Annotated in this window: 26 protein-coding genes; 11 read left to right on the forward strand and 15 right to left on the reverse strand. The window is 70.0% G+C overall.

What is annotated here, in order from left to right; genetic code table 11:
- Positions 1-613 (reverse strand): hypothetical protein (locus QZ483_RS04430; protein ID WP_297081777.1); only part of this gene is annotated, 613 nt, incomplete at its 3' end.
- 278 nt (positions 614-891) lie between these two features.
- Here QZ483_RS04430 and QZ483_RS04435 point away from each other — a divergent pair.
- On the forward strand, positions 892-3,621 hold the full coding sequence (locus QZ483_RS04435; protein ID WP_297081778.1) for an alpha-amylase family glycosyl hydrolase: 2,730 nt from the start codon (positions 892-894) through the stop codon (positions 3,619-3,621).
- A 24-nt stretch (positions 3,622-3,645) separates the two neighbouring features.
- Here QZ483_RS04435 and QZ483_RS04440 read toward each other — a convergent pair whose 3' ends face one another.
- Positions 3,646-4,434, reverse strand: coding sequence for an RNA methyltransferase (locus tag QZ483_RS04440; RefSeq protein WP_297081779.1), 789 nt, complete (start codon positions 4,432-4,434; stop codon positions 3,646-3,648).
- Positions 4,435-4,533: 99 nt separating this feature from the next.
- Between QZ483_RS04440 and QZ483_RS04445 the strand changes: the two genes are divergently transcribed.
- Positions 4,534-5,511, forward strand: a complete 978-nt coding sequence (locus tag QZ483_RS04445) for a DUF2157 domain-containing protein (RefSeq protein ID WP_297081780.1) — start codon at positions 4,534-4,536, stop codon at positions 5,509-5,511.
- 153 nt (positions 5,512-5,664) lie between these two features.
- Here QZ483_RS04445 and QZ483_RS04450 read toward each other — a convergent pair whose 3' ends face one another.
- The 4 genes from QZ483_RS04450 to glgA all read right to left on the reverse strand — a co-directional run bounded on the left by QZ483_RS04450 (position 5,665) and on the right by glgA (position 9,263).
- On the reverse strand, positions 5,665-6,741 hold the full coding sequence (locus QZ483_RS04450) for an SPFH domain-containing protein (protein ID WP_297081781.1): 1,077 nt from the start codon (positions 6,739-6,741) through the stop codon (positions 5,665-5,667).
- Between the two features lies 1 nt (position 6,742).
- A complete protein-coding gene (locus QZ483_RS04455; protein ID WP_297081782.1) occupies positions 6,743-7,183 on the reverse strand; it encodes an NfeD family protein in 441 nt (146 codons plus the stop codon).
- 84 nt (positions 7,184-7,267) lie between these two features.
- A complete protein-coding gene (locus QZ483_RS04460; RefSeq protein WP_297081783.1) occupies positions 7,268-8,050 on the reverse strand; it encodes an ABC transporter ATP-binding protein in 783 nt (260 codons plus the stop codon).
- Positions 8,051-8,060: 10 nt separating this feature from the next.
- Positions 8,061-9,263, reverse strand: coding sequence for a glycogen synthase (gene glgA, locus QZ483_RS04465; RefSeq protein ID WP_297081784.1), 1,203 nt, complete (start codon positions 9,261-9,263; stop codon positions 8,061-8,063).
- Positions 9,264-9,336: 73 nt separating this feature from the next.
- Here glgA and glgC point away from each other — a divergent pair, with 73 nt between their 5' ends.
- Genes glgC through QZ483_RS04480 form a run of 3 tightly spaced genes read left to right on the forward strand, consistent with a single transcriptional unit; the run spans position 9,337 to position 11,859 of the window.
- Complete coding sequence (glgC, locus tag QZ483_RS04470; protein ID WP_297081785.1) at positions 9,337-10,578, forward strand: glucose-1-phosphate adenylyltransferase; 1,242 nt, start codon at positions 9,337-9,339, stop codon at positions 10,576-10,578.
- Entirely contained in the window at positions 10,575-11,207 is a 633-nt protein-coding gene (gene serB / locus QZ483_RS04475; RefSeq protein WP_297081786.1) for a phosphoserine phosphatase SerB, read from the forward strand. The genes glgC and serB overlap by 4 nt, the downstream gene beginning before the upstream one ends.
- Before the next feature lie 28 nt (positions 11,208-11,235).
- Entirely contained in the window at positions 11,236-11,859 is a 624-nt protein-coding gene (locus QZ483_RS04480) for a hypothetical protein (RefSeq protein ID WP_297081787.1), read from the forward strand.
- A 6-nt stretch (positions 11,860-11,865) separates the two neighbouring features.
- Here QZ483_RS04480 and QZ483_RS04485 read toward each other — a convergent pair whose 3' ends face one another.
- The 5 genes from QZ483_RS04485 to fabG all read right to left on the reverse strand — a co-directional run bounded on the left by QZ483_RS04485 (position 11,866) and on the right by fabG (position 14,793).
- Positions 11,866-12,420, reverse strand: coding sequence for a pyridoxamine 5'-phosphate oxidase family protein (locus tag QZ483_RS04485; RefSeq protein WP_297081788.1), 555 nt, complete (start codon positions 12,418-12,420; stop codon positions 11,866-11,868).
- A gap of 24 nt (positions 12,421-12,444) precedes the next feature.
- Positions 12,445-12,732 (reverse strand): hypothetical protein, encoded by a 288-nt coding sequence (locus tag QZ483_RS04490; protein WP_297081789.1) that lies wholly within the window; start codon positions 12,730-12,732, stop codon positions 12,445-12,447.
- Complete coding sequence (locus QZ483_RS04495) at positions 12,729-13,238, reverse strand: histidine phosphatase family protein (RefSeq protein ID WP_297081790.1); 510 nt, start codon at positions 13,236-13,238, stop codon at positions 12,729-12,731. The genes QZ483_RS04490 and QZ483_RS04495 overlap by 4 nt, the downstream gene beginning before the upstream one ends.
- 4 nt (positions 13,239-13,242) lie before the next feature.
- On the reverse strand, positions 13,243-14,010 hold the full coding sequence (fabI, locus tag QZ483_RS04500; RefSeq protein WP_297081791.1) for an enoyl-ACP reductase FabI: 768 nt from the start codon (positions 14,008-14,010) through the stop codon (positions 13,243-13,245).
- Between the two features lie 78 nt (positions 14,011-14,088).
- Positions 14,089-14,793 (reverse strand): 3-oxoacyl-ACP reductase FabG, encoded by a 705-nt coding sequence (gene fabG / locus QZ483_RS04505; RefSeq protein WP_297081792.1) that lies wholly within the window; start codon positions 14,791-14,793, stop codon positions 14,089-14,091.
- 181 nt (positions 14,794-14,974) lie between these two features.
- Here fabG and QZ483_RS04510 point away from each other — a divergent pair, with 181 nt between their 5' ends.
- Both QZ483_RS04510 and QZ483_RS04515 read left to right on the forward strand, forming a co-directional pair.
- The gene (locus tag QZ483_RS04510; RefSeq protein WP_297081793.1) at positions 14,975-15,919 is read left to right on the forward strand and encodes a hypothetical protein; all 945 of its coding nucleotides are present in this window, start codon (positions 14,975-14,977) and stop codon (positions 15,917-15,919) included.
- A 74-nt stretch (positions 15,920-15,993) separates the two neighbouring features.
- Positions 15,994-16,824: an SURF1 family protein gene (locus QZ483_RS04515; RefSeq protein WP_297081794.1), complete on the forward strand. Its 831-nt coding sequence runs from the start codon at positions 15,994-15,996 to the stop codon at positions 16,822-16,824.
- On the opposite strand, the gene QZ483_RS04520 is transcribed toward QZ483_RS04515, so the two are convergent.
- Positions 16,821-18,419, reverse strand: a complete 1,599-nt coding sequence (locus tag QZ483_RS04520; RefSeq protein WP_297081795.1) for an ABC-F family ATP-binding cassette domain-containing protein — start codon at positions 18,417-18,419, stop codon at positions 16,821-16,823. The two genes, QZ483_RS04515 and QZ483_RS04520, sit on opposite strands and share 4 nt — an antisense overlap.
- Before the next feature lie 139 nt (positions 18,420-18,558).
- Between QZ483_RS04520 and QZ483_RS04525 the strand changes: the two genes are divergently transcribed.
- Genes QZ483_RS04525 through QZ483_RS04540 form a run of 4 tightly spaced genes read left to right on the forward strand, consistent with a single transcriptional unit; the run spans position 18,559 to position 22,248 of the window.
- Positions 18,559-19,164, forward strand: coding sequence for a biotin transporter BioY (locus tag QZ483_RS04525; protein ID WP_297081796.1), 606 nt, complete (start codon positions 18,559-18,561; stop codon positions 19,162-19,164).
- 9 nt (positions 19,165-19,173) lie between these two features.
- The gene (locus QZ483_RS04530) at positions 19,174-19,881 is read left to right on the forward strand and encodes an energy-coupling factor ABC transporter ATP-binding protein (RefSeq protein ID WP_297081797.1); all 708 of its coding nucleotides are present in this window, start codon (positions 19,174-19,176) and stop codon (positions 19,879-19,881) included.
- Positions 19,878-20,771 carry an energy-coupling factor transporter transmembrane protein EcfT gene (locus QZ483_RS04535; RefSeq protein ID WP_297081798.1) on the forward strand — a complete coding sequence of 298 codons (894 nt, stop codon included), beginning with the start codon at positions 19,878-19,880 and terminating at the stop codon, positions 20,769-20,771. The genes QZ483_RS04530 and QZ483_RS04535 overlap by 4 nt, the downstream gene beginning before the upstream one ends.
- Positions 20,772-20,817: 46 nt before the next feature.
- Positions 20,818-22,248 (forward strand): basic amino acid/polyamine antiporter, encoded by a 1,431-nt coding sequence (locus QZ483_RS04540; RefSeq protein ID WP_297081799.1) that lies wholly within the window; start codon positions 20,818-20,820, stop codon positions 22,246-22,248.
- A gap of 175 nt (positions 22,249-22,423) precedes the next feature.
- On the opposite strand, the gene QZ483_RS04545 is transcribed toward QZ483_RS04540, so the two are convergent.
- The 3 genes from QZ483_RS04545 to QZ483_RS04555 all read right to left on the reverse strand — a co-directional run.
- Positions 22,424-22,729: a hypothetical protein gene (locus QZ483_RS04545; protein WP_297081800.1), complete on the reverse strand. Its 306-nt coding sequence runs from the start codon at positions 22,727-22,729 to the stop codon at positions 22,424-22,426.
- Complete coding sequence (locus QZ483_RS04550) at positions 22,726-22,950, reverse strand: hypothetical protein (protein ID WP_297081801.1); 225 nt, start codon at positions 22,948-22,950, stop codon at positions 22,726-22,728. Before QZ483_RS04550 ends, QZ483_RS04545 begins: the two co-directional genes overlap by 4 nt.
- Before the next feature lie 43 nt (positions 22,951-22,993).
- On the reverse strand, positions 22,994-24,024 hold a 1,031-nt coding region (locus QZ483_RS04555), incomplete at its 5' end, for an RHS repeat-associated core domain-containing protein (RefSeq protein WP_297081802.1).

Below are 24,024 nucleotides of genomic sequence, written 5' to 3' on the forward strand. Positions count from 1 at the left end.
CCGCACCGGCCCCCCCCCCGGTCCCCGCCACCGTGAGCTCCCGCTCGCGCAGGCGCCCGTCCCCGGCGCCCAGCCCGCTCCAGGACTGCCGCTCCACCTCGAGCCTCACGTGAGCCGCGGGCCAGTCCCCCGCCGCGATGACCACGCCGCCACGCTCCCGCGCGCGCGAAGCAACACGGCGCCGGTCAGCGTCGGACAGCACGAGCGAGGGTCCCAGCAGCACCACGTCCATGCCATCCACGCACGCCCCCACAGCATCGGCCGCCTGCGCGCCGGGGTGAGGGATGAGCGCGAGGCGCGACAGTTCGATGCCGCGCCTCGCGGCGGCGACTACCCCCACGGAGGGCATCCCGATCGCCGCCGTCCACGACCCCTCGCGCGAAGCCTCGGCCGCGAGCGCAAGCATCAGCGAGGTCGCCCCGTCGACCACCACCACCTGGCCGCGACGCAGCCCCTCGGGCAGCAGCGGCGACAGGTCCGCGGCGAGCGGCAGCGCCGGGCGCTCCCAGGCCTCCCGGGTGGCGCCGATGCGCGCCTCGACGTCCTTGAGCGCCGCGCGGGCGCGGCTCAGCCGCTCCTGCTGCGAGGCGTCCTGGGTCGTCTGATTCGACATCGCTCTCCCGGGGTTACCGCGGAGTCACCCCCGCGTTCGAACATATGTTCGATTATGACCCCGAGGTCTGACATCGGGCAAGACGAGCGAGCAAGGCGAGATCGGCGACCCCGGCACCACCCGAGGCCAGCCCGCAGCAGCACGCAGCGGCACACGGCAGCAAGGAGCACCCACTGCCCCCGACGGGTTACCATGGCTCTCATCACCGACGATGCAAACGCTTGCAACCCCGCTCTGCACCCCGGAGAGACAGCAAGCACGACCACGAGAGGCCATCGATGACGATGCCCGGCACCACCCGCTCTCGCACCATCGCCGCCATCGCGGCAGCGCTCCTGGTCGCCGGGGGCACAGCGGCGCTGCTCCTGAGCACCACGCGCAGCGAGACCCCCCACGCCGTCGCCCCCGCGCGCGCCGCGATGACCGATCAGCTCCTGTACTTCCTGCTCACGGACCGCTTCGCCAACGGCGACACCTCCAACGACGACGGAGGGCTGGGCGATGACCCAGCACAGTCCGGCTTCGACCCCACGGACTCCGGCTACTTCCAGGGCGGCGACCTCGCCGGCGTCGAGCAGCGCCTCGACTACCTCGTGGACCTGGGCGTCACGGGCATCTGGGTCACTCCCCCGTTCACCAACAAGGCCGTCCAGCCCGAGGACTCGTCGGCGGGCTATCACGGCTACTGGATCACCGACTTCACGGAGGTTGACCCACACCTGGGCGGCACGGAGGCGCTCGAGAGCCTCGTCGACGCAGCCCACGACCGCGGCCTCACCGTCTTCCTGGACATCATCACCAACCACACGGCTGACGTCGTGGGCTACGAGGAGGGCGACCGCGTCCCCTACATCGCCACCGATGCCGTCCCCTACACCGATGCCAACGGGGAGCCCTTCGACGACCGCGCGGCAGCGGAAGCCGGCGACTTCCCCGAGGTGACCACCGCATCGTTCCCCTACAGTCCCGTGCTGGCGCCCGGCGAGGAGACCGCCAAGACCCCCGCGTGGCTCAACGACCTCACGGTCTATCACCACCGCGGCAACAGCACTTTCGCCGGCGAGGACAGCCTCTACGGAGACTTCTACGGACTCGACGACCTGTGGACGGAGCACCCCACGGTGGTCGAGGGCATGATCGACATCTACTCGGAATGGGCCGCGACGGGCATCGACGGCTTCCGCATCGACACGGTGCGGCACGTGGACGACGGCTTCTGGGAGGCCTTCGTGCCCGCGGTCGAGGAGGCGGCCGCGGACGCCGGGAACGAGGACTTCTTCATCTTCGGCGAGGTCTACGACGGGTCGCGCGCGGTCACGTCGCGCTTCACCACCGAGGTGGGCATGCCGGCGGTCCTCGACTTCCCGTTCCAGGGAGCCGCGCGCGCCTTCGCCTCGGACGGCGGCGACGCGAGCGACCTCGAGGCGTTCTTCGCCGCCGACGACTGGTACACGGACGCCGACTCCTCGGCAGCCCAGCTGCCCACCTTCCTGGGCAACCACGACATGGGTCGGTTCGGGTCGATGCTGCTCGAGGACAACCCGTCCGCGAGCGCCGGCGAGCTGCTCGCTCGCGACCGCCTGGCCCACGCGCTGCTGCTGCTCAGCCGCGGCAACCCCGTCGTCTACTACGGCGACGAGCAGGGGCTCACGGGCTCCGGCGGGGACAAGGCCGCGCGCCAGCCGCTGTTCGGCACCCAGATCGCCGAATACACGGACGACGTCCTGATCGGCACCGATGCCACCCTCGCGCAGCCCGCATACGACACGGAGAACCCCCTCTACGGCTGGATTTCCGAGCTCGCAGGCGTGACAGCGGACTCCCCCGCTCTCACCTCCGGCGCCCACCAGACCCGGCTCGCCGAGGACGGCGCGGGCGTGTACGCCTTCTCGCGCATGGACCGCGACGAGCGCGTCGAGACCGTGATCGCGCTGAACTCTGCGGACGAGGAGCGCACGGTCGACGTCCCGACGTGGAGCGCCGGCGGCTTCACCCTGCTCGCCGGCGATGGCGAGGCTGCAGTGACGGCCGATGCGACGGGCACCCTGAGCGTGACACTGCCGCCTTTCGGTGTGGCCGTGTACAGGGCCGATGCGCCCATTCAGGAGCGCACGGACCTGGCGGTCTCGCTGGAGGCGGGCTGGGCGGACGGCGAGGAGGGCGAGGTGGACCCCGGGCGCCTGCCGGTGCGCGCGACCGTCGACGGCGACGGCTACGCCGAGGTGTCGTTCTGGGCCCGCGCCGAGGGCGGCGACTGGGAGCACCTCGGCACCGACGACTCCGCGCCGTTCCAGGTCTTCGACGTCGTCACGGATCTCGCCCCGGGCACCGCGGTCGAGTACCAGGTGGTCGCATCGGACGGCCGCGACCTCGAGGCGTCGAGCGAGCCCGTGACCGCCGCCGTGCCCGAGCCGACTATCGCGATGGCGTACCCGCTCGCGGGCGACACCGTGGCCGTCGAGCCGCTGATCGTGGCGGATGTCTTTCCGGCACGCCCCGACACGAGCGTGACGTTCGAGCGGCGGCTGCCCGGCGGCGACTGGGAGGCCATCGCCGTCGACACATCATCGTCGGGGTACGCGGCGCTCGACGACCTGTCCTCCGTGGAGGCCGGCGCCGAGATCCTCTACCGCGCGACCGCGACGCAGGGCGGCGTGACGGTGGAATCGTCGATCGTCGCCGCCAAGGCCGGCGGCGCGCAGGGCGCCGGCACGCCCTCGGTGCCCGGCAGCTACAACGAACTGGTCGGGTGCTCCGAGTGGTGGCAGCCCGACTGCGAGCAGATCGTCATGGCCTTCGACGAGGCCTCGGGCTCGTGGGTGCTCACGGTCGATCTTCCCGCGGGCTCGCATGAGTACAAGATCGCGATCGATGGCGCGTGGACCGAGAACTACGGCGAGGGAGGCGCGGCGGACGGCCCGAACATGGTCGTCGAACTGGAAGCCGATGCGACGGTCACCTTCCGCTACGACCCCATCACGCACGTGGCGACGGCGGAGGTGGGGTGACGCCGCGCGCGATCTGACCGCTCGCTACCGCACCGCCCACAGCGCGACGGCCGATGCGGCGGCCACGTTGAGCGAGTCCACTCCCCCGGCCATGGGGATGGTGACAGTCGCGTCAGCCGCCGCAACGGCGGCACGGGTGAGTCCGTCACCCTCGGCGCCCATGAGCAGGGCGACACGCTCGTGGCGCTGGGCGGCGAAGTCGTCCAGGCTCACGGCATCGTCCGCGAGCGCGAGGGCCGCGACGACGAATCCGAGGCGTCGGAGATCGTCGAGGGCTCCAGGCCAGGATTCGGCCCGGGTCCACGGCACTTGGAACACCGTGCCCATCGAGACCTTGACGCTGCGCCGGTAGAGCGGGTCCGCGCACGTGGGCGCGACCACGATCGCATCCGCGCCGATCCCGGCGGCCGAGCGGAAGATCGCGCCCACGTTGGTGTGGTCCACGATCTCCTCGAGCACCACGATGCGTCGCGCGTCGCGCGCAAGGTCCGCGAGCGACGGCAGTGCCGGGCGGTGCATGGCCGCCAGCGCTCCACGGTGCACCTGGTAGCCGGTGACGGCTTCGAGTAAGCCCTCGGTGGCGACATAGACGGGGACGTCGCTCGGGACGGCGACCGAGTCAACCCAGCGCTCGCTCAGCAGCAGCGAGCGCGGCTCGTGGCCGGCCGCGAGGGCGCGCTCGATCACCTTGGTGCCTTCGGCCATGTACAGGCCGCGCTCGGGTTCGAGCCGGCGCCGCAGCGCGACGTCGGTGAGGCCGCGGTAGTCCTCGAGGCGAGGATCGTCGACCGAGTCGATGGCGATGACGGGCATGGTGGCCATTGTCCCAGGTCCGCCTGCGGACAGCCGAGCGCACGTCGCGAGCGGAGAGTAGCCTGGAAGTGTCCCCGGTCCGCCGAAGGAGGCGTCGACATGGACGACCTCGACGATCGCATCGATCGCTGGGTCGTGGCGGGGATCATCTCCCCCGCCACCGGCGACGCGCTACGCGCACACGAGAACGAGGACACTCCGCGCTCGGGGGAGGACCCCACCCGGCCTTTCGACGACGAGGGGCCGCGGCCGCTAGCGGTCGTGGGCGAGATCGTCGGCTATGTGGGCGCGATCCTGATCCTGTGGTCCGCCGCATTCCTGCTGAGCTCCACCTGGACGCAGCTCGGCGACGGTGCGCGCATCGCGCTGGTTGCGGCACTCGCAGCGACGATCACGCTCGCCGGCATCCTGGCCTCGCGGTCTCCGCACGCCCCCGCCCAGCGCCTCGCCTCGGTCCTCCTCGCGGGGAGCGTGGCGTTGGCGGCGTGGCTCGCGTGGCTGGTAGCGGATGGGACCTCGTGGGGCGAAGAGGTGATCGCGGTCGTGACTGCCGGTGCGGCGACCGCCGCGGCCGCCGCGATCTACCTCGGGCGCCGCCGTGGCCTGGCGCAGCTCGCGCTGCTCACATCGCTCACGGCGCTGTGCCTGGCCGCCGTGGCTGCGGCCGTCGACATCGACACCATGGCCGGCGCCCTCGCGATGGGCCTCGCGCCACTCGCGCTCGGGTGCGCGTGGGTAGCCCTGGCGGCCTCCTGGAGGCTGCCGCCGCCGACCGCGGGCCTGATCGCGGGAGGACTGGTCGCCGGCCTCGTGCCCCTCGCGGCGACGAGCGAGCCCGCGCGCGGCATCGGGGTGGCCGCGGCCGTGGCGGCGTCCGCAGGGTTCATCGTGCTGTCACTCACGCGGCGACCACTCGCATCACTCATGATCCCCGGCGGCCTGGGGCTGCTCGCCGGGCTGCCGACGCTCATCGACCACCTCGCGGACGACGAGGTCGCGACGCTCGCCGGAGTGCTCATCGCGGGTCTGGGCCTCGTGGCCGCATCGGTGTGGATGCTGCGGCGTCGCGCTCGGTGACGGTCCCCACTCTCGTATGCTCCTCAACCCCGTCCGGCACTCACGGACCCCTCGATCACAGTAGCGCGCCCTGTCCGGCACCTCGCATCGGAGAGTGCCGGACAGGGCGCCGAGAACTGCTGTAGCGGTCGCTGAGTGCCGGATGGGACGCGGCTACTGCTGGCCCTTCTCCTTGTTCGGGTCGAACGGGCGGCCCGAGCGGGTGCCGGCATCGGTGGCGTCGGACGTCGCGTCCTCGACCTCTTGCTTCGCCTGGCGCAGCGCCTCGGCCGGGTCCGTCAGCGCGGAGGTGATGCGCGACTTGCGGTCGGCACCGCGGTCGGAGTCGCGCTCGAGCGGCTCGAGCGACTCCTCCATGCCGAACGCTGCGGAGATGGACTTGAGCGCACCGGTGAACTCGGTGGGCACGAACCACACCTTGTTGGACTCGTTCTTCGCGATCTCGGGCAGCATCTGCAGGTACTGGTACGCGAGCAGTTTGGAGTCCGCGTCGCCCTCGTGGATCGCGTCGAAGACCTGAAGGATCGCGCGCGCCTCGCCCTCCGCGGTGAGGATCGCGGACTGCGCCTCTCCCTCGGCCTTGAGGATCGCCGACTGCTTCTGACCCTCGGCCTCGAGGATCTGCGACTGCTTGACGCCCTCGGCCGTGAGGATCGCGGCGCGGCGGTCGCGCTCGGCGCGCATCTGCTTCTCCATCGAGTCCTTCACGGACAGCGGCGGGTCGATGGCCTTGAGCTCCACGCGGTTGACGCGGATCCCCCACTTGCCGGTCGCCTCGTCGAGGACGCCGCGCAGCTGGCCGTTGATCTGGTCGCGGCTGGTGAGCGTCTGCTCAAGGTCCATGGTGCCGATGACGTTACGGATCGTGGTCACGGTGAGCTGCTGCATGCCGACGATGTAGTTGGCGATCTCGTACACGGCCGCCTTGGCGTCGGTCACCTGGAAGTAGATGACGGTGTCGATCTCGACCACCAGGTTGTCCGAGGTGATCACGGACTGGGGCGGGAAGGACACGACCTGCTCGCGCATGTCGACCTTCTGGCGGATGCGGTCGATGAACGGCACCAGGAGGTGCATGCCGGCCTGCATGGTGCGCGAGTAGCGGCCCAGCCGCTCGACCACGCGCGTCTCGGCCTGCGGCACGATCTGGATCGCACGCGCGATCGCGATGATCACGAAGAGTGCGAGGACGCCTGCCGCGATGGCGATGGCGATCTGGACGGGGTCCATGTCAGTCCTCCTTGTTCTCGGGCGCGACGATGGCGGTCGCGCCGCGGATCTCGAGCACCGTCACTTCGGTGCCCTCGTCGATGGCGGGGGCGTCGTCGCGCGTCCTCGCGGACCACACCTCGCCGTTGAGCTTCACGCGACCAGCGGTCTCGGACACGGTGTCGAGAGTGCGCGCCTCGACGCCCACGAGCGCCGCGGTGTTGGTCTCGACCAGTTCGCCCTTGGCGCGGATGGACTTCAGCAGCCACGGCCGCAGAGTGAACAGCAGCAGCGCCGCGACGGCGCAGGCGATGATGATGCAGACCCACCAGGGCAGCCCCAGCAGGGCCGCCGCGCCGCCCGCGAGCGCGCCGCCGGCGAGCATCGCGAAGGTCAGATCGAGCGTGAAGACCTCGACGATTCCGAGGGCCATCGCGCCCACGAACCACCACAGTGAATCCATGTCGCACCTCCTGTTTCGCAACCTAACAGGGTGGGCAACCGGACGTCATCGTCCGCGCGGATGAATCGCTGGAGGCGGGGGAGGTCAGCCGCGCCGCGCGGTCCAGCGGCCGCCCACGGCGTGGAGCTCGACCGGCATGCCGTAGGTCTCGCTCAGGTGCGCGGCGGTGATGGTGTCGCGCACGGGCCCCTGGGCGACCACGCGCCCCTCGCGCATGAGCATCGCGTGGGTGAATCCCGCGGGGATCTCCTCGACGTGGTGGGTCACCATGATCATCGCCGGCGACCGGTGGTCGCCTGCGAGCTCGGTGAGCGCCGCCAGGAGCTCCTCGCGCCCGCCCAGGTCCAGGCCAGCTGCGGGCTCGTCGAGCAGGAGCAGCTCGGGGTCCGTCATGAGGGCTCGGCCGATCTGGACGCGCTTGCGTTCGCCCTCGGACAGGGTCCAGAACTCGCGATCCGCGAAGCCGTCCATGCCGAACGCGGCGAGCAGCGCCTCGGCGCGCTCCTCGTCGATGGGGTCGTACTGCTCGCGCCACCGCCCGGTCACGCCGTGGGCGGCCGTCATGACCACGTCGCGCACCGACTCGTCGTCCGGGATGCGGTCCGCGAGCGCCGCGCTCGCCAGGCCCACGCGCGTGCGCAGATCCTGCGTGTCCGTCTCGCCGAGCGTCTCGCCCAGGATGACGGCGGAGCCCTCCGACGGGTGCATGCGGGCCGCCGCGATGGTCACCAGCGACGTCTTGCCGGCGCCGTTCGGGCCCAGGATCACCCAGCGCTGGTCCGCCTCGACGCTCCACGTGACGTCGGACAGGATCGGGTTGCCGTCTCGGCGCAGGCTCACGTCATCGAGTCGCAACACCTCAGTCATGTGTCCGAGCCTATCCGACGAGCGCGCGATACAGCTGCAAGGTGCGCTCGCCGATCGACTCCCACGAGAAGTGCTCCGCCGCGCGGCGTCGGCCCGCCTCTCCCATCGCCTTGGCGCGCTCGGGATCGGAGGCCATCGCCGTCAGCGCGGCGGCCAGGTCGTCGATGAACGCGTCGGGGTCCGTGGGCGTGCCGGTGCCGTCCTGCACCTGGTCGATGGGCACGAGGGTGCCGGTCTCGCCATCGACCACGACCTCGGGGATGCCGCCGGTGGCCGTCGCGACCACCGGCAGGCCCACGGCCATCGCCTCGAGGTTGACGATGCCCAGCGGCTCGTACACGCTCGGGCACACGAACGCGGTGCAGGCGTCCAGCACGGCGACCAGCTGGGGCCGCGGCAGGTGCTCCTCGATCCAGATCACACCGTCGCGGCGCTCCTGCAGGCTCGACACCAGGCCCGACACCTCGGCAGCGATCTCCTCGGTGTCCGGGGCGCCCGCGCACAGCACCACCTGGATGTCGGGCGGCAGCTGCTCCACGGCGCGCAGGAAGTGCGGCAGGCCCTTCTGCCGCGTGATGCGGCCCACGAAGACCAGTGCCGGACGCGACCGGTCGATGCCGAACCGCTCGACCACCGCATCGGCCTCCCGGCGCTCCTCCTCCGTCGAGGGCGCCGCCCAGGCGTCGACGTCGATCCCGTTGTGGATGACGCCCACCTTGCCCGGGTCCACCGAGGGGTACGAGCGCAGGATGTCGCGACGCATGCCATCGGAGACGGCGATCACGGCGTCGGCGCCCTCGTAGGCGGTCTGCTCGATCCACGAGGAGACGCGATAGCCGCCCCCCAGCTGCTCGGCCTTCCAGGGGCGCAGCGGCTCAAGCGAGTGCGCGCTGAGGACGTGCGGGACGCCATGCAAGCGCGCTGCGAGGTGCCCGGCCATGTTCGCGTACCAGGTGTGCGAGTGGACCAGATCCGTGCCGGCGCAGTCCTTCGCCATCGGCAGGTTGTGGGCGAGCACGTCCAGCGAGGCGTCGCCCACGCCGCCGCCCAGCGGGTCGTAGCCGATCACGCCCGGATCGTCACGCGGGCCGTCGAACGCGCGCACGCGCACGTCGATGTGCTCGCGGAGAACGGCGGCCAGCTCGGTCACGTGCACACCGGCACCGCCGTAGATGTGCGGAGGATACTCGCGGGTGAGGATGTCGACGCGCATGGCGTCCACGCTATCGCGGACCCGCCCGCCGCGTCCCCTGACACACGTCACGCATGGCGCTTATGCTGGGCATATGCCAGCGCCGAAAGTACTCGCCATCGTCCTCGCCGGAGGTGAGGGAAAGCGCCTGATGCCCCTCACCGCGGCCCGAGCCAAGCCCGCGGTCCCGTTCGGAGGCACCTACCGACTGGTGGACTTCGCCCTCTCGAACCTCGTGAACTCGCGCTACCTGCACGTCGTGGTGCTGACGCAGTACAAGTCCCACTCGATGGACCGTCACATCGCACGCACGTGGCGGATGTCGCCGTTGCTGGGCAACTACGTCGCACCCGTGCCCGCGCAGCAGCGCCGCGGCAAGCACTGGTACTTGGGCAGCGCGGACGCGATCTACCAGACCGTCAACATCATCGAGGACGAGAGCCCGGACTACGTGGTGATCGTGGGCGCGGACCACGTGTATCGCATGGACTTCTCGCAGATGGTCGACAAGCACATCGAGACCGGCGCGGACTTCTCGGTCGCGGGCATCCGCCAGCCCATCGAGCTCGCGGACCAGTTCGGCGTGATCGACATCGACAAGGACAACCCCGGGATGATCAAGGCCTTCCTCGAGAAGCCCAAGGACCCCGAGGGCCTGCCGGACTCCCCTGGCGAGGTGCTCGCGTCGATGGGCAACTACGTCGCCTCGGTCGAGCCCCTGCTCGAGGCCCTCAAGGCGGACGCCGAGAACGAGTCCTCGAAGCACGACATGGGCGGCGACATCGTCCCCTACTTCGTGGACAAGGGCACGTGCGGCTTCTACGACTTCCTCGAGAACGACGTTCCGGGCTCGACCGACCGCGACCGCGACTACTGGCGCGACGTCGGAACGCTCGACTCGTACTACGAGGCCCACATGGACCTCATCGCCGTCATGCCCATCTTCAACGTGTACAACCACGAGTGGCCGCTGCATCAGGGCCTCATCACGGAGCCTCCGGCGAAGTTCATCCACTCCGAGGAGGGCCGCCTGGGCCACGCCGCGGACTCGATCGTCTCCCCCGGCGTGATCGTCTCGGGCGCGACGGTGACGGGCTCCGTGCTGTCCCCCGGCGTGCGCCTGCACTCGTGGTCCACCGTGTCCGACTCCGTGCTGCTCGACCAGGTGATCGTCAACCGCCACGCGCAGGTGCATCGCGCGATCCTCGACAAGAACGTCGTGGTCGAGGAGGGCGCGCGCATCGGCATCGACCGGCAGGCCGACATCGAGCGCGGCTACACGGTCACGGAGTCCGGCATCACCGTCGTGCCCAAGGGCACGGTCGTCTCCGCATGACGGGACGCCTCATCGTCCTGGACGTCGACTCCACGCTCATCACGTCCGAGGTCATCGAGATGATCGCGGCGCGCGCGGGCACCGAGGCCGAGGTCGCCGCGGTCACGGAGGCCGCGATGCGCGGCGAGATCGACTTCGCCGAGTCGCTGCGGCAGCGCGTCGCGACCCTCGAGGGCGTGCCGGACACGGTGTTCGCCGAGGTACTCGACGAGGTGCGGTTCACCCCCGGTGCCGAGGAGCTGATCGGGACTCTCCAGTCCGAGGGCTGGACAGCGGCGCTGGTCTCCGGCGGGTTCGCCGAGGTGGTCGCCCCGCTGGCCGCACGCATCGGCATCGACCGCTTCCGTGCGAATCGCCTGGAGACGGCCGATGCGCGACTCACCGGCCGTACCACCGGACCGGTCATCGATAGGGCGGCCAAGGCTGCGGCGCTGCTGGAGTTCTGTGCGGAGCTGGGGATCGCGCCGGCCGATGCGGTGGCCGTCGGAGATGGCGCGAACGACCTGGACATGATGGCGGCGGCGGGACTGGGCATCGCGTTCAACGCGAAGCCAGTAGTCCAGCAGCAGGCGGACGTCGCGGTGAATGCACCACGGCTGGATGCGGTGCTCGACGTCATCGAGCGCTAGTTCCCGCGCATCGGAAGGTCGTGATCGCATGCCATCGCGAACGCCACCCCCAACGTGGGCGAGCTATCAGGGCTCGATAGGCGACCGGTCGGCGCTCTTCGCCGCGCTCGCGCAGCGGTGGCGCATCGACAGCGCGCTCTACCCCGGCTGCTATCTGGATCTGTCGCCGTCGACTGCGATTGCGGACGTCACCTACGTCGACATGGACAAGCGCGCGGCGCGGTACTTCTCGTCCCCTGGCCTTGCCGACCAGGAGCTGCGCGGTCACGGCGTGGAGGACGAGCGACGGTTCGCCTTCATCCACGCGGACTACTCGACACCGTTGCCGATTCCCGAGCGATCTGTCGATCTCCTCATCTCGCTCTATGCGGGACTCGTGACCGAGTCGTGCCGCCGGTACGTGAAGGACGGCGGCCTGATCCTCGCCAACGCGAGCCACGGCGATGCCAGCTTGGCCGCCCTGGACCCCACCTTCGAGTTCGTCGCGGCGGTGCTGCACGACGATCATGACTACCGGGTCGACGCCACCGAACTGGACACCTATCTGGTGCCCCGCTCGAGGTCCACGCCCACTCCCGAGTCCATCCGCGCGAGCGGGCGCGCCGTGCCGTTAACGCGTGAGGCCTTCGCCTACTTGTTCAGGGCTCGGTAGCGCGAGTCAGACCCGCTCGTGCGGGAGCAGCGCCGGGAGCCCATCGAGGCTCTGTGCGTTCTTGCGCTCCCAGTAGTCGCGGAGGCCATCTTTCCCCTTGCCTCGGGCCCAGCGGTCCAGCTGGTCCCGGTCGCGCTCGTAGGCCATGAGCGGCACGGACATTCCGCACGAGTCGCTGATGCGATCCGCGGTGACCACGATGATCGCTCGAGCACCGGGCTTGTCGGGGAACCGCGCCGCCATGCCCTCCCACTCCGCCTGGTCGCGCGTGATGACATCTGCGGTGCCATGGACGCGAGCGATCATGGGCGGCCCCTCGAACGCGCACCACATGAGCGTGATGCGGTTGAGCGCCCGCACGTGGGCGATGGTCTCTGATCCCGAGCCCGTGAGGTCGAGATACGCGACACGGCGGTCATCCAGGACCACCAGGGTGCCCTCTCCGCCCTTGGGCGAGACATTGACCATCCCGTCCTCGGCCGCAGTGGCGACGAAGAACATCGGCTGGCGCTCGATGAAGTCGCCGATGAAGCCATCCAGAGTGTCGTGCTCGGTAGCCATGGACCCTCCCGGCAGTCCTCGACGTCAGTGCGACTCGGTCTCGCGCGCGTGGAGATCCTCAAGCATCTTCGCCCCCCGGTAGGCGCCGGTGAGCACCAGGACCACGCCCAGAGCCGCGAGCAGGCCCCCGAGCAGCATCCACAACTCAGCCGCGCTCGTATCCCAGAAGTAGACCGTGCTGACCAGCCAGGACCGTTGGGCGGAGGCGAATATGGCTGCGCCGATCGCGCCGAGCGCGATGCCCCACACCAGCAGCCCCGCCACCGATCCGCGCGCCGGCTCCGTCCCCGACTCCCCGGAGGATGGGGTCACTCGACGTCCCGACCGGAGATGACCGCCGTCAGGCGCGCGGTGCGCGATCCGAGGTCCGCCCAGTCGCCGTCGAACTCGAGAACGGCGGCCGTCGCGGTGGACAGGCCGTGCGCGATGTTCTTGAGCGCGTCCGTGTCCGAACCGGGACCGGCGAGGAACGCGGTCGCGGCGGACGAGGTGGGCTCGTGGCCCACCATCACGGCCGTGTCGACGCCGTCGATCTCGCGCACCACACCGACGAGCCCGTCGACATCCGTCTCGTAGATGGCCTGCTCGGTCTGCATGCGGCACCCCGCCAGCGCCGAGGACATGAGCTTCCACGTCTGCTGCGTGCGCGTCGAGGGCGACACGATCGCGAGCTCCGGCGCCAGGCCGGCCGCAGCGATCTCCTGACCGAGCTTGGTCGAGGCCTTGCGACCGATGAGCGCGAGCGTCCGCGCGAGGTCCTGCAGGCCCGGCGCGGGGGCCTCGGCCTTGGCGTGTCGGGCGATGATCAGCGTGGGCATGGGGTCACTGTCCCATGGCGTGCACGCCGCCGTCTACGTGCACCATCTCGCCGGTAGTCGCCGGGAACCAGTCGCTCAGCAGCGCGGTCACGGCCTTCGCGGTCGGCTCGGTCGCCTCGGAGTCCCAGCCCAGCGGCGCGCGCTCGGACCAGTTCCCCTCCATCTGGTCGAAGCCCGGGATGTGGCGTGCGGCGGTGGTCTTGATCGGCCCGGCAGACACGACGTTGCATCGGATGCCGTGCTCGCCCAGGTCGCGGGCGAGATAGCGGTTGACCGCCTCGAACGAGGCCTTCGCGACGCCCATCCAGTCGTACACGGGCCAGGCGAACCTTCCGTCGAAGGTCAGCCCCACCACGGAGCCGCCCTCACTCATCAGCGGCAGCACCGCCTGCGCGAGCGCCTTCAGCGAGTAGGCGGAGATGTGGATCGCCGTTGCGACGTCGTCCCACTCGGCCTGCATGAAGTTGCCGCCCATGACGCTCTGCGGAGCGAACCCGATCGAGTGCACCACGCCGTCCAGGTGCGGCACGTGCTCCTTGACCTGATCGGCGAGGGCGCCCAGGTGCTCGGGATCGGTGACATCGAGCTCGACCACGGGCGCCTCGACCGGGAGGCGGCGACCCATGGACTGAGTGATCCTGAGCGTGCGGCCCACGCCGGTCAGGACCACGGTGGCGCCCTGCTCCTGGCACAGCCGCGCCACGTCGAATGCGATCGAGCCCTCCGTGAGGACGCCCGTCACGAGGATGTTCTTGCCTTCGAGGATTCCCATGGCTCGAAGCCTAGCGGGAGCCGCGCCGTGCGGAGCCCGCCGGGGAGCCGCGTCGCCCGCGCATCGGCCCTGAGAGGGCTAGTGCCCCATCCCCAGTCCGCCGTCGACGGGAACCACCGCGCCGGAGACGTAGCCGGCCTCGTCGGACGCGAGATACAGCACAGCCGCCGCGACGTCCTCGGCGGTGCCGAAGCGCTTCGCGGGGATGCTGTCCTCGAACTGGTGCGTCGCCTCCGGGCTCATCGCCGCGGTCATGTCCGTCGCGATGAAGCCCGGTGCGACCACGTTCGCGGTGATGCCGCGCGCGCCCACCTCGCGGGTGATCGAGCGCGCCATTCCCACGAGGGCAGCCTTCGAGGACGCGTAGTTGACCTGGCCGGTGTTGCCGTTCAGCCCCACGACCGAGCCCACGAGCACGATGCGCCCGAAGCGCTGCACGATCATCGACTTGGCGGCCCGGCGCACGCACCGGAACGTGCCGGCAAGATTGGTCTCGAGGACCTCGTCGAAGTCCTCGTCGCTCATCCGCATCAGGAGCCCGTCGCGCGTGATGCCCGCGTTCGCGACCAGGATCGAGACCCGTCCGTGCCGCTCCTCGAGCGTGTCGAACGCCGCGTTCACCGCGTCGGTGTCCGTGATGTCCGCGATCGCGGAGTCGACGCCCTCCGGCAGCTCTCCACTGCGATGGATCGACGAGACGGTGTATCCGGCGGCGACCAGTTGCTCGGCGATAGCGCGGCCGATCCCGCGGTTGGCTCCGGTGACGAGTGCGTGTCGTGACATGGACGCCACCGTAGCCCACGCGGCCCTCGTGGCGTGCCCGATCACGTCTAGGTCACCATTCCATAACGCCGCCGGGCGCGGTGCTTTCGCCCAGCCGCAGAGTTGGTATGGTGACGGCAGTCGAAACGTTTTGGACACGCGGGATGAACCCATCCCACCGTCGCACAAAGGGGAGTGACGAATGACGAACGACAAGACCGGCTCGCGCGCTGAGGGCACGGGCCGACGCTGGACCCGGGCCGCACGTATCGCGGCGGTCGGTGCGGTGACGGCGATCACGCTGACGGCATGCTCCGGCTCGGGCGATGGCTATGTCGACGCGTACTTCCGCAACGGCGACCCCATCTACGCGCCCCTCAAGGAGAACCTCTTCGAGGACGGGACGCCCGTGTGCAGCGAGCCCATCGTCTGGAAGCGCATCGAGACGCGGGGCCGTTCGTTCTCGTCCACCGGCGGGCTCGTGACGGCATGGCTGTTCGAGGTGATGAACACCGAGACGGATCCGTCGACCGCGACCTCCGAGAGCGACGAGCTGAAGCTCGAGCGTGCGCTGGGCAGCGCCGACCGCATGTACCAGTGGACGGACCCGGCCTACGACGCCGAGTACGGCATCTCCGGGCCCGAGGACCTGGACGCGCTCAAGGCGGAGTGGCAGGAGCACCTCGAGGGTCTCGGCACCGAGGCTCCGCTGGACCAGTACGCGCGCCCGGGTGACAGCTGGCTCGTGACGCCGGAGACCACGTACTCGATCCGTCGCATCACGGACGTCGAAGGCTTCATCGAGGACAACGAGCTCTCCGTCCGCTTCAACGGCCTGGCCTACGACTACGCGGGCGCGATGGACCGCGACACCGGCGTCGAGTACCTCATGGAGACCAACCGGGAGACCGGCGAGACCCGGCTCCTGGGCCCTGACGAAGAACTCGCGATCGAAGAGGGCTCGGAGCTGTTCAACGAGTACGAGATCGACCTCAGCGTCGGCTTCCCCGACGAGCCCGAGGCGAGCCTGGTGCTCGCCAATGACCAGTGCCCGGCGATCGGCGGCGTCCAGGGCTCGCGGTACTGGGTCTACGACTTCGAGATGATCGAGAGCACCGAGTCGGAGCCCGTCGACCTTCTGGGCTGACACCCCCCGCGAACAGGGCCCGCCACCGCTCCTTCGGTGGCGGGCCCTGTTCGTGTCGCGACTACCATCGGGGGGTGCCGTCTCGCCACCCCTCTCCCCTGCGCATCGTGGCGACGATGGCCGTGTGCCTGGCGATCTCGGCAGTGGCGGTCGTCGCCGGCTTCTGGCAGCACTGCAGGCACGTCGACCGGGCCGATGCGCGCGCGGCCTACGACGCAGCGGTCGAGGCGCCGCCGGCTGAGGTGGTCGAGGTCGCCCCGGCGGGGGCCGCCGTCCTGCCGGACGGCGCCGAGTGGCGGACGGTGACCGCGACCGGCACGATCAACCCCGAGTCTGTCACGGTCCTGCGCGGCCGCCCGATCGACAGGACGGCGTCGTGGCAGTACCTCGCGTGGCTCGAGACGGACGCGGGCGAGGCGGTGCTCGTGAGCCTTGGCTGGGTTCCGCAGCCGGAGCCCGACGAGGAGGCCGAGGCGCCCGTCATCGATCCGGACGCGATCGTCACCGTCACCGGCGTGCTGCGCGCGTGGGAGGAGGACGACGGCCGCGAGAGTTCCGACTCGGTGACCCGCATCACGCCCGCACAGCTGCCGGTTCCCGATGGCGCCGTGGTGCCCGGCTACGTCATGGTGCGCGAGCTGTGCGACCAAGAGGGGTGCGCGCCCTCGGGCGTGGGTGAGCAGGTGCCCCTGCCCGAGCTCACGCTCGGGCCACACCTCTCGTACGCGTTCCAGTGGTGGATCTTCGCGCTGCTCGCACCCGTGGGCGGGATCCTGCTGCTGCGCCGCGACGCGCGGCTGCAGGATGAGAGCGAGGCGCCTCCCGCATCGGCCGCCCAGAGCCGCGTGGCGCTGCGTCGTTCGCGATCGGAACCCTCGGACGAGGAGATCGAGGACGCCCTCTAGGCGAGCGCGATCAGGTCGCGGTAGCTCTGGTTGTAGAGGTCCTCGACGGCGTCCGGCAGCAGGAGGACGCGCTCGGGCTCGAGAGCGTCCACCGCTCCCTCGTCGTGCGTGACCAGCACCACGGCGCCCTCGTAGGAGTGCAGCGCACTGAGGATCTCCGCGCGCGATGCGGGGTCCAGGTTGTTCGTCGGCTCGTCGAGCAGCAGGACGTTCGCCTGGCTCACCACCAGCGTCGCGAGCGCGAGCCGCGTCTTCTCCCCACCCGACAGCACGCGGGCGGGCTTGTCCGCATCGTCCCCGCTGAACAGGAACGACCCCAGCACTCCCCTGACCCCAGAGTCGTCCAGGTCGGGAGCCGCGTGGCGCATGTTCTCCTGCACCGTCGCGTCCAGGTCCAGGGTGTCGTGCTCCTGCGCGTAGTAGCCGAGCTTCATCCCGTGGCCCGCGTCGACCGTGCCCGTGTCCGCATCCTCGACACCGGACAGCAGCCGCAGCAGCGTGGTCTTGCCCGCGCCGTTGAGCCCCAGCACCACGACCTTCGAGCCGCGATCGATCGCGAGGTCCACGTCCGTGAAGACCTCGAGCGAGCCGTAGTTCTTGGACAGGCCCGATGCGGTGAGCGGCGTCTTGCCACACGGCGCCGGGGTCGGGAAGCGCAGCGCGGCCACGCGATCGCTCTGGCGCTGGCCCTCGGTCTCGGCGAGCATGCGCTCGGCGCGCTTGATCATCTGCTGGGCGGCGACGGCCTTGGTCGCTGAGGCGCGCATCTTGTTCGCCTGCGTCATCAGCACCTCCGCCTTCTTCTCCGCGTTGGCGCGCTCGCGGTGGCGGCGGCGCTCGTCGGCCTCGCGCTGCTTGAGGTACAGGTCCCAGCCCATCGAGTACTGGTCGATCACGCCGCGGTTGGCGTCGAGGTGGAAGACCTTGTTCACCACGGTGCGGATGAGGTCCACGTCGTGGGAGATGACGATCAGGCCGCCGGAGAACGCGGCGAGGAAGCCGCGCAGCCACGAGATCGAGTCCGCGTCGAGGTGGTTGGTGGGCTCATCGAGCAGCAGGATCTCCGCGTCCGAGAACAGGATGCGCGCGAGCTCGACGCGCCGGCGCTGACCGCCTGACAGCGTGCCGAGCGGCTGACCCAGCACGCGCTCGTCGAGGCCCAGGTTGGCCGCGATGCGGTGGGCCTCGGACTCCGCGGCGTAGCCGCCTGCGGCGCGGAAGCGCTCCTCCAGGCGGGGGTAGCGGTCCATCGCTTTGTCGCGCGCTGCCTCGTCGTCGCCGGCCATCGCCTCTTCGGCGGCGCGCATCTTGCCCGCGAGGCCCGCCAGGTCGCGGACGGCGAGGATGCGGTCCACGGCGAGCTGCTCCAGGTCGCCCGTGCGCGGGTCCTGGGGCAGGTAGCCGATGCTCCCCTTCTGCACGGCCTTGCCGGCCGAGGGCAGGCCCTCGCCCGCGAGGATGCGGGTCAAGGTGGTCTTGCCTGCACCGTTGCGCCCCACGAGGCCGATGCGGTCGCCGGCATTGACGTGGAAGGACGTGGGGTGGAGCAGCACTCGAGCGCCGATGCGCATCTCGAGTTCCTGGGCGGCGATCAACGAATTCTCCCCGTGTGGCGTGCGTGGTTCTTGTGCGATGTCGACAACGTTCGTGCGCTTGCGGCGGTCGACGGCCGCCGCGGCACCTGACGCCGGTAGCGTGGCGCCCGTTCATTGTCCCGCACCTGAGGAGCACCTGATGCGCCGCCACATCACCGGGGGAGACATCGCGCTGATTGCCGTGTTCGCCGCCTTCATCGCCGCGTCGACGGCCATCCCCGAGGTGACGCTCGCGTTCGGCGTGCCGTTCTCGCTCCAGACGCTCGCCGTCGTGCTCGCGGGCATGGTGCTCGGCCCGTGGCGAGGTGCGGCGGCGGTGCTCCTGTACATCGTGGTGGGCCTCGCCGGGGCGCCGATCTTCGCCAATCTCGTCGCCGGGCCTGCGGTGTTTGCCGACGTCACTGGCGGCTTCGTCATCGGCTTCCTGCCTGCCGCATGGATCGTGGGGGCGATCACCGTCGCCTTCCGACGACGAGGGTCGCTCGGCTACCTCCAGCTCGTGATCGCGGGCCTCGCCTCGATCCCGGTGGTCTATGCCTTCGGCATTCCGTGGCTGGCGTGGCGTGCGCAGATCGGCCTGGCGGACGCCGCGATCGCGATGGGCCCGTTCGTCATCGGCGACACGCTGAAGGTCCTGCTCGCCGCCGCGATCGCGGCGATCATCCACCGCGCGTACCCCCAGCTTCTCCCCGTCGCGCGGCCCTCGCGCGCGCCCGTGGAGCGGGAGCCTGCCGCGACCGCTTAGCCTTGACGCATGATCGAATTCAAGGACGCGGCCGTTGTCGCGCCCGATTCCGGGGTGCCCATCCTCGAGCCGACATCCCTGACGCTCACGGAGCGCCACATCTCCATCATCGGCGCGAACGGCGGCGGCAAGTCCACCCTGGTGCGCATGATCAACGGCCTGGTGCCGCCCGCATCGGGCTCCGTCGAGGTCGAGGGCCTCGATGTCGCGAAGCAGGGGCCGCGCGTGCGGCGCATGGTCGGCTTCCTGTTCACGGACCCGTCCGCGCAGCTGATCATGCCCACGGCGATCGAGGACGTGATGCTGTCGCTGCGGCGCACGATTGACAAGAAGGACGAGCGAGCGGAGGCGGCCCTCGCAGCGCTCGAGGAGATCGGTCTGGGCGACCGGGCGGACGTCTCCGTCAACGCCCTGAGCGGCGGACAGCGACAGCTGCTCGCCCTCGCGGGCGTACTCGCGGTGACACCGCGCATCCTGGTCGCGGATGAGCCGACCACGCTGCTGGACCTGCGCTGGCGCGCGCACGTGGGCTCGCTGCTCAGGTCCCTGCCAGTGCAGCTGATCGAGGTCACCCACGACCTCGACTCGGCGGTCCGCGCGGAGCGCACCATTGTCATCGACGAAGGCTCCGTCGCGTTCGACGGCTCGCCGGTCGAGGCGGTCGCGTACTACCGGGACCTGATGTTCGGCCGCGTCAAGCGCCGGCAGGCGACATGATCTCGATGCTGGGGCTGTACCGGCCCCGTCACACTCCCCTGCACCACGCACCCGCGTGGCTCAAGGTGCTGATGCTCGTCGCGATGGCGATCGTCACCGTGGTGGCCTCCGACCCGGTGACGTCGGTGGGGCTCATGTGCGCGAGCGTGCTGCTGCTGATCTCGACGGAGCCGCCCGCCAAGGCGACCGCCTGGGCGATGCTCGGCACGGTGCTCATCGCCGCGCTCAGCGCCTCGCTGCACCTGTGGCGCGGCGATTGGGCCCGGGCGATCGATGTCGCAGCGGATCTGATCGGCATCGTCGCGCTCGCGCTCGCGGTCACGTGCTCCACGTCGATGGCGGCGATGCTCGACTTCGTCTCGACCCTCGCGCGCCCCATTCGTTTCATCCTGCCGCCGGAGACGCTCGGCCTGATGTTCGCGCTGATGCTGCGAGCCCTCCCGGAGGTCGCTCGGCTCTACCTCGAGTCGCGAATGGCGGCACGCGCGCGTGGTCTGGAGAGATCGGTCCGGGCAGTGGTCTTCCCCACCACCACGCGAAGCGTGGGGTTCGCGCTCCAGTTGGGGCAGGCGCTGCACGCCCGCGGCATCGCCGAGGAGGCGCGCGGCTCGCGCAAGGCCGACAAGGCCGAGGCGCGCGGAGAGTCCCGAGCCGCGCGCAAGGCGACCAAGCGCCGGCGCGGCAAGGGCGCCCCCGCAGTGGCGGACCACGAGCTCACGAAGGCCGAGGCCTTCGCCGTTCTGGGCGGCGGACCTAGCAGTGCCGCAGCGGCCGGATCATCTGCCGGCCCGAGCGCGGCCCGTGCTGGCGCGACCGCGACGGCTTCTCCGACGGCCCCCGAGCTCGAGGATCGCCCGGCGACCAGGGACGACTCCCCCACCCAGCGCTAGGCTGGCTCCTAGCGGGCCGTTGCAGCCCGCGATGGGGAGGCGCCCGATGGCCGAGCAGGAGACCGCCGCCGCGGCTGAGCCGCGACCACGCGCCCTGTCCGTCCCCGTCCTCACGACCATGGTCGTCGGCACCATGGTCGGGGCCGGCGTGTACTCGCTGCCCTCGCAGTTCGCGGGCAGCGCCGGCGGCTACGGCGCGCTCATCGCGTGGGCCGTCGCCGGGAGCGGCATGCTCGCCCTGGCGTTCGTCTTCCAGCGCCTCGCGGTCGCGCGACCGGATCTCGACTCGGGCATCTTCGCGTACGCACGCGCGGGCTTCGGCGACTACGTGGGCTTCTTCTCAGCGTTCGGCTACTGGGCGAGCGCATGCGTCGCCAACGTCACCTACTGGGTGCTCATCGCCTCGACGGTCGGCGGCGTCGCTCCGGTCTTCGGCGACGGCGATACGGCGGCGGCGCTCGCGCTTGGCACCGCCGGGATCTGGATCTTCCACCTCATCATCTGGCGGGGTGTGCGCCGCGCGACGCTGATCAACGGCATTGCGACCGTCGCCAAGATGGTCCCGCTCGCCATCTTCATCGTCATCATCGCCACGGGCGCGTTCTCGTGGGACACCTTCGTCGACAACCTCGACGGGGACGCGTCACTCGGATCCCTGAGCGATCAGGTGCGCAACACCATGCTTGTCACCGTCTTCGTGTTCATCGGCATCGAGGGCGCGAGCGTGTACTCGAGGTGGGCGCGCCGGCGCGAGGACGTGGGCCGCGCGACTGTGTCCGGCTTCATCACCGTGCTCGCGATCTTCGTCGCAGTGACGATGCTCGCGTACGGCGTTCTTCCGGTGGCGGAGATCGCGGAGCTGCGCCAGCCGTCTGTGGGAGGGATCCTCGAGCAGGCGGTGGGAAGCTGGGGCGCCTGGGTGATCGGCATCGGCCTGCTGGTGTCCGTGCTGGGCGCCTATCTCGCGTGGTCGCTCCTCGCGGTCGAGTCCGCGTACGTGACCGCGCGCGACGGCGATGCGCCGCTCGCGCTGGCACGCGTCAGCGGCCGCGAGGTGCCGGTCAACGCCCTCCTCGCGACGTCGCTCGTGACGCAGCTGTTCCTGGTCGTGGCGTTCTTCGCCGAGAGCGCGTTCGACTTCAGCCTCGAGCTCACCAGCGCGCTCGCGATCATCCCGTACCTGCTCACCGCAGGCTTCGGGCTCAAGCTTGCGCTCGGCAGCGGTCGCGCGGCAGGGGCACTCGCCGCAGCGTCGATCGCCGTGGTCTACACGGTCTTCCTCGTGTACGCGATGGGCCTGAAGTACCTCCTTCTCGCGTTCGTCATCTACGCGCCCGCAACGCTGGTCTACGTGTGGTCGCGCCGCCAGCGGGGACTGTCTATCTTCACCCCTGCGGAGGCGGTGCTGTGCGTGCTCGCGTCGGCGGGCGCGGTCATCGGGGTGGTCGCGCTGGCGCTCGGGTGGGTGACGCTCTGAGGCGGCACCGGGCGAAGGGGCCGCTACAACCTCCGGCCGGAGCAAGCACTCATCGGTGCCTGTCACACAAGTGACGGATCCCAAGCCGCGTGGGCGCACCACTGGTGGGACAGTGTCACGGCACTCCTGATGAGGTAGCCAAGCCGTAGGTCAGGTCACTGAGTCACCAGGAGCGTCAGAAGTCCCCACCGTTTGCGGCGTTGTCTGCGAGTTTGGCGTTCTTGCCCCATTTGGCGATGGTTGACAGCCATCCCGCGAAGGGGATCATGGCTCCTGCGGACAAGCCGGCGTCGGTCCAGTTACCTTCGGTCTCTGACGCGGCGTCGTTGCCGGGAGAGTCGCAAGTCAACCTGTCGTAGGTGTACGCGACGACGGACGTGCTCGACGTCCCAACGGACTCAAGGGTCGCGATGCCGCCGCCGAGGGTGTGGAACGTGCAGACCAGGGCCGCCGCGACGGTGATCATGACTCGGCGGATCATGGCTCTGTCTTGGTCGGATGCCGCCACGCTGCCGCGAGCTCATCTACCATCGCGGCTTCGGCGCCCGGCCAGCGACTCGCAATTGCCTGCCTCAGACCCCATTCGTCCGACGAGTCGAGCACGCTTCGCAAAGTCCGCGTTGCTTCATCGACGTACTCGTCGTCGGGTGCCCCGACGGTTGAGCCCATGTCGAGTGGGTCGTAGCGGTAGAGGATCTCCATGAAGCGGCCATGTACCTCGTCCCACCATTGCTTCCGCTGTGAGTCAGCCACGGCGTTCACCCCACGCCCGCGAGGACGTCGAATATGTGCTGCCGGAAATCGGCCCGGCCGTAGGCGGTGACGACTTGGCCGTCTGGGCGCATTGCGACGGCATCTTCGTCACTGAGATGGAGGTAGTGCCGCTGCCCTGCCGAAGGACGGCCGGCGGACTCGCCACGGTGTCCCGAAGGACACTCGGCGAGATGCCCCGGTTGATGATCTGGTTGAGCGCATGTCCGGGCGTTCTGGAACCCTGGAATCCCTTGATTGCCAACCCCGGGTTCTCGACAACGGTCCCGAGGCCGTGCGACTTGCCGATCAGGCTCGGACCCGTCTTTGCGGCTCCTGTGGCGCCCCTAGTACCAGCCATGGCGTGTCCGCCCAGGATCCAGAGCGGATTGACGATGTTGCCGATCCGGTAGCTGGCGTCTGCGTCGCTGAAGCCGGACGGTCCGAACCTTCCTAGCGTGAAGCCACCATCGTCGTTGGTAGACCAGCAACCTCGGCCCGCGGAGGTGAATACACCGCCTTGGATGCCAGAGCACGCCGCCGTGACAGCCAGATCGAGCACTCCGATTGCGGAGTCGGCGAACCCGCGTGTCCAGTTCTCCAACCCCCCGAGGGCTGCGCCCCACGTTGTTCCGTAGAACTCATCCTGGGCAGAACCACAGGCGAAACCGGTGGAACAGAGTTCAGAAGCACCGCCGCCCTGAACTGCTACGACTATGCCCGGTGTGCTACTTGCGCCTACAGACACTTCCGGCGCGGCAATCGGCGAAGTGGCATCGCGGTGCCCTCCGGGCACACCCGCCACTGTCCCGTCGTGCCAGGGATAGGGCTCGAGTCCGGTGGCATCGGTGTAGGTGGTGGGGTTGTTGTTGGCGTAGCGGTAGGGGTCCAGGGTGCGGGGGTCGGTGGGGTTCATCAATGGGTCGGGTGACAGGAACCGGCCGATGACGGGGTCGTAGAAGCGGGCGTTGAGATACGTCAACCCTGTTCCGGCGTCTTCGACTTGTCCCAGCCAGCCACGGCCGG

Origin of the sequence: uncultured Demequina sp. (assembly GCF_913055775.1) — a bacterium.
In the GTDB taxonomy this organism is placed as follows: Bacteria; Actinomycetota; Actinomycetes; order Actinomycetales; family Demequinaceae; genus Demequina.

Bases quoted from the DNA above. Each gene is read 5' to 3' on its own strand.
- QZ483_RS04435 (WP_297081778.1), top strand. From the start codon at position 892: ATGACGATGCCCGGCACCACCCGCTCTCGCACCATCGCCGCCATCGCG.
- QZ483_RS04440 (WP_297081779.1), bottom strand. From the start codon at position 4,434: ATGCCCGTCATCGCCATCGACTCGGTCGACGATCCTCGCCTCGAGGAC.
- QZ483_RS04445 (WP_297081780.1), top strand. From the start codon at position 4,534: ATGGACGACCTCGACGATCGCATCGATCGCTGGGTCGTGGCGGGGATC.
- QZ483_RS04450 (WP_297081781.1), bottom strand. From the start codon at position 6,741: ATGGACCCCGTCCAGATCGCCATCGCCATCGCGGCAGGCGTCCTCGCA.
- QZ483_RS04455 (WP_297081782.1), bottom strand. From the start codon at position 7,183: ATGGATTCACTGTGGTGGTTCGTGGGCGCGATGGCCCTCGGAATCGTC.
- QZ483_RS04460 (WP_297081783.1), bottom strand. From the start codon at position 8,050: ATGACTGAGGTGTTGCGACTCGATGACGTGAGCCTGCGCCGAGACGGC.
- glgA (WP_297081784.1), bottom strand. From the start codon at position 9,263: ATGCGCGTCGACATCCTCACCCGCGAGTATCCTCCGCACATCTACGGC.
- glgC (WP_297081785.1), top strand. From the start codon at position 9,337: ATGCCAGCGCCGAAAGTACTCGCCATCGTCCTCGCCGGAGGTGAGGGA.
- serB (WP_297081786.1), top strand. From the start codon at position 10,575: ATGACGGGACGCCTCATCGTCCTGGACGTCGACTCCACGCTCATCACG.
- QZ483_RS04480 (WP_297081787.1), top strand. From the start codon at position 11,236: ATGCCATCGCGAACGCCACCCCCAACGTGGGCGAGCTATCAGGGCTCG.
- QZ483_RS04485 (WP_297081788.1), bottom strand. From the start codon at position 12,420: ATGGCTACCGAGCACGACACTCTGGATGGCTTCATCGGCGACTTCATC.
- QZ483_RS04495 (WP_297081790.1), bottom strand. From the start codon at position 13,238: ATGCCCACGCTGATCATCGCCCGACACGCCAAGGCCGAGGCCCCCGCG.
- fabI (WP_297081791.1), bottom strand. From the start codon at position 14,010: ATGGGAATCCTCGAAGGCAAGAACATCCTCGTGACGGGCGTCCTCACG.
- fabG (WP_297081792.1), bottom strand. From the start codon at position 14,793: ATGTCACGACACGCACTCGTCACCGGAGCCAACCGCGGGATCGGCCGC.
- QZ483_RS04510 (WP_297081793.1), top strand. From the start codon at position 14,975: ATGACGAACGACAAGACCGGCTCGCGCGCTGAGGGCACGGGCCGACGC.
- QZ483_RS04525 (WP_297081796.1), top strand. From the start codon at position 18,559: ATGCGCCGCCACATCACCGGGGGAGACATCGCGCTGATTGCCGTGTTC.
- QZ483_RS04530 (WP_297081797.1), top strand. From the start codon at position 19,174: ATGATCGAATTCAAGGACGCGGCCGTTGTCGCGCCCGATTCCGGGGTG.
- QZ483_RS04535 (WP_297081798.1), top strand. From the start codon at position 19,878: ATGATCTCGATGCTGGGGCTGTACCGGCCCCGTCACACTCCCCTGCAC.
- QZ483_RS04540 (WP_297081799.1), top strand. From the start codon at position 20,818: ATGGCCGAGCAGGAGACCGCCGCCGCGGCTGAGCCGCGACCACGCGCC.
- QZ483_RS04545 (WP_297081800.1), bottom strand. From the start codon at position 22,729: ATGATCCGCCGAGTCATGATCACCGTCGCGGCGGCCCTGGTCTGCACG.
- QZ483_RS04550 (WP_297081801.1), bottom strand. From the start codon at position 22,950: ATGGAGATCCTCTACCGCTACGACCCACTCGACATGGGCTCAACCGTC.